This is a genomic window from Methylocystis suflitae (assembly GCF_024448135.1).
GTDB lineage: Bacteria > Pseudomonadota > Alphaproteobacteria > Rhizobiales > Beijerinckiaceae > Methylocystis > Methylocystis suflitae.
The window spans coordinates 1-4,089 of sequence record NZ_JAMRYX010000159.1; the positions used below are offsets into that span (position 1 = coordinate 1).

A 4,089-nucleotide genomic window follows, 5' to 3' on the forward strand; every position below is an offset into this window, starting at 1 on the left:
GCGGCGAACGATCGGCTTCGTCAAAGCGATTCGACGCGCGGCGCATTGCCTGCCCGCCATTGACTGTGTATCAAATTGCTTATTGATTTCGGCACGATCGGCGTTCAGCGTGTATCGCGAAGATGTTTTCGATCTTATCGATCGGCTCGCGCGCGCCGATCGGCGGACTGTCCGCTACAATCTCCTTGATGAAGTCTTGCTCCTTGATGAAGTCTTGCGGGCGGCGGGCGTCTCTCATGTCGGATATGTCGCCTTCAACCTGCCGGCTCGCCGCGCCGACCGACCGCTGCTGTCCGCCATTTACGCCGCCTCGTGGCGAAAATCCTATGCCCAGGCGCGCCGTGTCGACCTCGAGCCCGTCCTACGCGCGGGGTTCGGAGGGATAACGCCCGTCGATTGGCGCCTGCTGGATCGCGACGATCCGGTGGTGGAAAAACTTCTGGGCGAAGTGCTGGAGTTCGACCTCGGCGCCAACGGAATTTCCATCCCCCTGCGCGGCCGAAGCGGCGAATATGGGCTGTTTAGCGTCTGCTGCGCTGAGGACGCTTCATCCCTGCCGCTGCAGCGCCGCGCCCTGATTCGCCGGCTCATGGTGATGAGCGCGATCTTTCACTCCAGCGTGCGCGGCGCCATTGCCGTAGAACCCCACGTCGAAATGCGGTTGTCGGATCGGGAGCTCGCTTGCCTACGCCTTAAGGCCCAAGGAACCAGCGATCTCGAGATCGGGGTCGCGCTTGGCGCTGCTCCAACCACCGTGCGCTTCTGGCTCGAAACGGCGCGCGCCCGGCTTCACGCCGCCTCGGTCGACAATGCCGTCGAGGCGGCCCGCCGGATAGGGCTGATTCGCGTCGGCGTCGAGCGGCTGCGGCCCGTGATCGAGTCCACTCCCCGTAACTTTTCTTCAATCGATCGGCCGGAGCGATGATCGCGCTGCTGCCTGGCGAATCGCGCGCGCTCTTTCCCCGACTCATGGATGAGATGTATGGCCTGCGCCTCGCCGCCGCTCGCGCCCATGCCGGTCGGCCGTCCGAAGCCGTCCATCGGTTCGCGGTCGTCGATTATTTTGATTCGCTGGATCCGCTCTATGTTCTTGCGCTCGACGAAATGGATTGCGTCGCCGGAGCGCTGAGATTGCTGCCGACCGCCGGCGTCACGATGTTGAACGCCGCTTTCGCGGGGGCTTTGCCGGATGGTTTACGCGTCGAGAGCCCGCTGATTTGGGAGGCAAGTCGTTTGACGCTCCGCGCCGCCGGAGACGCTCGCGGGGCGGAGGCCGCCATCGATCGCACGATCGGTCAACTCGGCGTCGCGCTAAATGCGATCGCCGAAACCGCCGCTCTGACGCATATGATCGGCGTTTTCGACGCATCGATGCATCGGGTGCTGTCGCATCGCGGCTGCGCAGGCGAGACATTCGCGCCGCCGATGCGCATCGACGGCGCCGACATGTTCGCTGTGCTTTATGAAGTCGGCGCTGCGATGAACGCGCCGTTCAAAAGTCTCGCGGGCGCCACCACGGCGCCGCCGATCAATCTCGCCGATCTGGAAAGACTACGCCAAATGGGCTGCTGGTGATGCGCAAAACGACTTTTCGCCGGGGAGCTATCCGACAGGGAATTACAAAATAAAGTGCGTCGGCGTCTCGCCGCGGGGCGGCGAGCGACGCTCTTAGATTTGGGCGAACGACGGTCAGGCGTTCACGAAGGCGGTGATCGCGAGCGTGATGGCGGCGGCGGCTGCAAAAATCGAGAGAATCGCTGAGATCGCGTTCATGGCATTTTGTCCTGTGGCTCGCTGCCCATTGAGGAGACGAAGAGCCGCATCTGAGGCAGACGCGACAAATTAGCGCACCGACTCCGAAATATGCCAAGTGGGAAAAGCTGTTGCGATGCACCTGCGACGCCGGCCAAGCGATCGCTGCGCCGATTCAGCTTGTCCCCAGTAATGCGGCTTTAAACAATGACTAGTCGGCCAGGCTTCAGCGTCTTTGCGCCGCAATGACGATTAATCCGTCAGGGACGTAAGCTTCGCTTTAAGGTCGCCGATTTCCAGTTCGGCCTGCACTTGAGCGCTGACGTCATATTGCACGCCGAGGAAATACAGGAGGCGGCCGTCGGCGTCGAAGAGCGGCGTGATGTTGAGCTTGTTGTGAAAGAGCGCACCGTCCTTGCGATAATTGCGCAGCGTGACTTCGATCTGTTCTTGATTGCGGAGCGCTTCGCGCAGCCGCAGTCTTTCCTCTTGGTCACGGTCTTCGGCCTGAAGAAAGCGGCAGTTGCGTCCGATAATCTCGTCGAGCCCGTAGCCGGTGATTCGCATAAAGGGTCGATTAGCGTAGATGATGGGATAATCTTCGAGGTCGGGGTCCGCCAGCGTGACCCCATTGACGCAGGCGTCGAATATGGTCGTCAGCATTTTCGGAATGATTTCCGCTTCCTTGCGCAATGCGAAAAGCTGGCCTTTGTTCTGGCTTCTGGCGCGCGCCCACACCCGATAGGCGCTCGGCGCCATGCCGGCGAAACGCCGGAACGCGCGCCGAAAACGCGCCTCGTCGGCGAAGCCGGCGCTGGAGGCGAGCTCCTTGACGGGCTTGGCGCTGGTTTCCAGCAACATGCGCGCGGTTTCGAAACGTATCCGATCGATGAACGTCTTGGGCGACTCTCCGGAGGCCTGTTTGAGCTTGCGATGCAGCGTCCGCTCGGACGTCGAAAGAGCCCGTGCGAGTTCCTGAGCGCTCATCGACGAATCAGACTGCCGAACGATTCGCTCCGCATCGGCCAGAAAGGCGCCGGCGCCTGCGTTCAGCGCCGTTGCGCTGTAGACGGTCGGGCCCCGCTGCACGCCTTTGATTGGCGCGTCCTCGCCCAGGGTGAACTCCGCCGCGATCCGCGCCGCGTCGATCCCGCAAAGCTCGCGAATGACATGCAGAGCGACGTCGATCCACGACAGGGGACCGGCGGCGGTGACCACTCGACGGTCCTCGATCAGCCGCGCGCCCCAGGCGGCGTCGATTCGCGGATACCGCTGTTTCAACTCCTCATGATGCCGCCAGCTCGTCGTGCAGCGGCGGCCATCGAGGAGACCCGCCTCACCGAGAAGAAAAGCGCCGGATCCGCAGCCTGCGATGAGTGCGCCGCGCGCATGGTGGCGGCGTAGCCAGGCGGCGGTCGCGCCAAAGCGCGACATGTCCGGCGGCTTTTCGTCCTCGCCGGGCCAGAGACTCGGCACGATGATCGCGTCGCAGCTCGTAATGGCCCCTAAGGACGCGGCGACGGGGAAGCTTGCCCCCGCGCGATCGCGGATCGACTCGCCGTCCGCGCTTGCCGTAACGACATAGAAAGGATCTTCAGCGTTTTCAGCGGGCGCGGCGAAGCCAACGACGGCGCGCCGCGCGAGCGTCAAAATATCCGTCAATCCCCAGAAAGCCGAGCCTAGGCATTCATTTAGGCCGACGATGACGATCTTGCGCATCCGCCCCAACCTTTGGCGAATTATGACGCCTGTTTGGCTATTGCGCCATCATGACCTAGATTACTTCTAATCTCATCCTGCGCTTGTCGAGGCGTCTTTGGCTCCGGCGGGGGATGCATACATATTGACGACGACGCCCGGCCCGCCGCGGCTCTCGTCATGGAGGTGAAAATGAAGGCGAATTGGAAGAAATATTTGCCTTGGGTCCTGTTCGTCGCAGTCGGCGCGCTGCTTTTCGGGTTGTTCCAGCATCAGCAGACCCGCACGCCGGCTCGCGAGATCACCTTCAGCGAGCTGCTGGTGCAGATCGACGAAGGCCGCGTCCATGACGTGATGATGTCCGGCAATGAGATTTCCGGCCACTTTAACGACAACCGCTCCTTCACGACCTATGCGCCGAGCGATCCGGGCCTCGTGCAGAAGCTTGAGTCGAAGAAGGTGCAGATCAGCGCCAAGCCCGCGAACGACAGTCCGGGTTGGCTCTCGACTCTTCTCGTCAATGGGCTGCCGCTGCTGCTCTTCATCGCCGTCTGGATTTACATGGCTCGCCAGATGCAGGGCGGAGCAGGCGGTCGCGCGATGGGCTTTGGCAAATCGAAAGCGAAACTGCTGACGGAG

4 protein-coding genes are annotated in these 4,089 nt (G+C 62.2%); 3 read left to right on the forward strand and 1 reads right to left on the reverse strand.

What is annotated here, in order from left to right; all coding sequences use genetic code 11:
• Positions 1-925 (forward strand): autoinducer binding domain-containing protein (locus NEI07_RS12090; RefSeq protein ID WP_256034856.1); only part of this gene is annotated, 925 nt, incomplete at its 5' end.
• Positions 922-1,575 carry an acyl-homoserine-lactone synthase gene (locus NEI07_RS12095; protein WP_256034857.1) on the forward strand — a complete coding sequence of 218 codons (654 nt, stop codon included), beginning with the start codon at positions 922-924 and terminating at the stop codon, positions 1,573-1,575. The genes NEI07_RS12090 and NEI07_RS12095, both read left to right, overlap by 4 nt.
• 429 nt (positions 1,576-2,004) lie before the next feature.
• Here the strand turns inward: NEI07_RS12095 and NEI07_RS12100 are convergent, their stop codons facing one another.
• On the reverse strand, positions 2,005-3,471 hold the full coding sequence (locus tag NEI07_RS12100) for a GlxA family transcriptional regulator (RefSeq protein WP_256034859.1): 1,467 nt from the start codon (positions 3,469-3,471) through the stop codon (positions 2,005-2,007).
• 171 nt (positions 3,472-3,642) lie between these two features.
• Here NEI07_RS12100 and NEI07_RS12105 point away from each other — a divergent pair.
• A partial coding sequence (locus NEI07_RS12105; protein WP_256034861.1) for an ATP-dependent metallopeptidase FtsH/Yme1/Tma family protein occupies positions 3,643-4,089 on the forward strand: 447 nt, incomplete at its 3' end.

Coding starts and splice junctions, on each gene's coding strand:
- NEI07_RS12095 (WP_256034857.1), top strand. CDS start 922: ATGATCGCGCTGCTGCCTGGCGAATCGCGCGCGCTCTTTCCCCGACTC.
- NEI07_RS12100 (WP_256034859.1), bottom strand. CDS start 3,471: ATGCGCAAGATCGTCATCGTCGGCCTAAATGAATGCCTAGGCTCGGCT.